General features: G+C 40.6%; 2 protein-coding genes. Both read right to left on the bottom strand.

Features of this window, described 5'->3' with window-relative positions:
* Window positions 1-79: 79 nt before the first annotated feature.
* Window positions 80-409: an MgPME-cyclase complex family protein gene (locus FJR06_RS01370; protein ID WP_015079170.1), complete on the bottom strand. Its 330-nt coding sequence runs from the start codon at window positions 407-409 to the stop codon at window positions 80-82.
* Between the two features lie 153 nt (window positions 410-562).
* Window positions 563-1282 carry an ester cyclase gene (locus tag FJR06_RS01365; RefSeq protein ID WP_168650465.1) on the bottom strand — a complete coding sequence of 240 codons (720 nt, stop codon included), beginning with the start codon at window positions 1280-1282 and terminating at the stop codon, window positions 563-565.
* Window positions 1283-1434 lie beyond the last annotated feature (152 nt).

Here is a 1434-nt window from a genome sequence, read left to right as displayed (position 1 = left end):
TAATTGGTAATTGGTAATTGGTAATTGGGGAAGAGGTGAAATTCTTATATATTCCCCGTTCCCCGTTCTCTGTTCCCTATTAAGAAGCTGTGGTAAGGGATGCTAATGGATTTGGTATAGTGTCGCTAGGGGCGGAGAATTCTCCAGTAATCACATACTCTAACCGCAGTTTTAGCCAAGTTATAAATTGCGAATTGGTGGAAATAATGGCTGCCGCAGGTTGGGGACATTTCTTTTTAATATCTGCCATTTTTGGTGTTTCTAAAAAAGCGGGTTGCTTAACTAACCAAAAATCAATTTCTTTTTCTTGTTCATGATAGTTACGAGTCCGTTCTTTGAGAACTTCGTCTATTGGTTCTTGTTCCATAAGAAAGTGTTGACTGGCCAAAACGTAATAGTATGTTTGCATTTTCTTTGGTTGCTGACTAATCTATAATTTTAGGTTACTGTGGTAATATCCCCGACTTCTAGTATTAATTCATCATTTATTAACATCATGAAAACAGAAGTCGGGGATCTGCTATAATTTTAGGGTACAGTGTTGAATCTGTACCCTGAGCGATTAACTTTTCTTCAATCCCTTAAACCAAGAACCAAAAGGACAACCACTGCCCTTATTTTCACTATTTTCTAGTTTGCCACCTGCTGTCAGGCTTTCTAAGAATAGGGCATTATCAAAATAGTGTTCTAAGGAAACAATTTTTAAATCTTCGGTGACATGAGCAACACTCATACCGATAATTTCAACTGTTTTCCCTGTGGGTGCATAACCTTTATACTTACCCTGAAAATGTCCCCAGTGTCGCCATTTAAATGTAACATTGGGAGGACCAGAATAAACTGCCAATACTTCCCAGGGAAATCCTTGAGGAAAGGTACTATGAAAGATATCATGGGATGATTCAAAACTTTCCTCTGAAGCTTTATAATGTTCAGAATCAGCCATGAACAAATTATAAGTACCTGATTTACCTAATTCGGCAGCGGTGTATTCTTGACCACCATTACTTGTTACCCGGAATTTGTCATTGACGATAGATAACCACTGTTCGGGGTTAGTTTTCCATGACACTTCCATTTCAAAGGTTCTCACCAGATTTTCAACTATAGCTTCTAATGTACCTTCGAGATGATGGTGGATACTCTCTTTTGCTAGGTTTTGCTGAGAACGGCTATAGTCAGGGGGTTTTTGATTGCGCCATTGAGCATCAGTGCTGGCTGCAATTACCTTGTTTCTATCTTGTACCCATAGGGGCAGGTTGTTAGACTGTTGAGAAGTCATAGTAGGTTGAAGTTTCCAAATGTGACTCTAATTTTCTGGAATTACGCAGGTACAACCCCTCTAGTAGTCTGTCAAGCAGGGAGGTGGGGGAGGTGGGGGAGGTAGGGGAGGTAGGGGAGGTAGGGGAAGTAGCGGAGGTAGCGGAGGTAGCG

It is taken from the genome of Dolichospermum sp. UHCC 0352, from assembly GCF_009711925.1.
Lineage (GTDB): Bacteria > Cyanobacteriota > Cyanobacteriia > Cyanobacteriales > Nostocaceae > Dolichospermum > Dolichospermum lemmermannii.
This window is presented reverse-complemented; position numbering and strand designations above follow the sequence as displayed.

Coding starts and splice junctions, on each gene's coding strand:
- FJR06_RS01370 (WP_015079170.1), bottom strand. CDS start 409: ATGCAAACATACTATTACGTTTTGGCCAGTCAACACTTTCTTATGGAA.
- FJR06_RS01365 (WP_168650465.1), bottom strand. CDS start 1,282: ATGACTTCTCAACAGTCTAACAACCTGCCCCTATGGGTACAAGATAGA.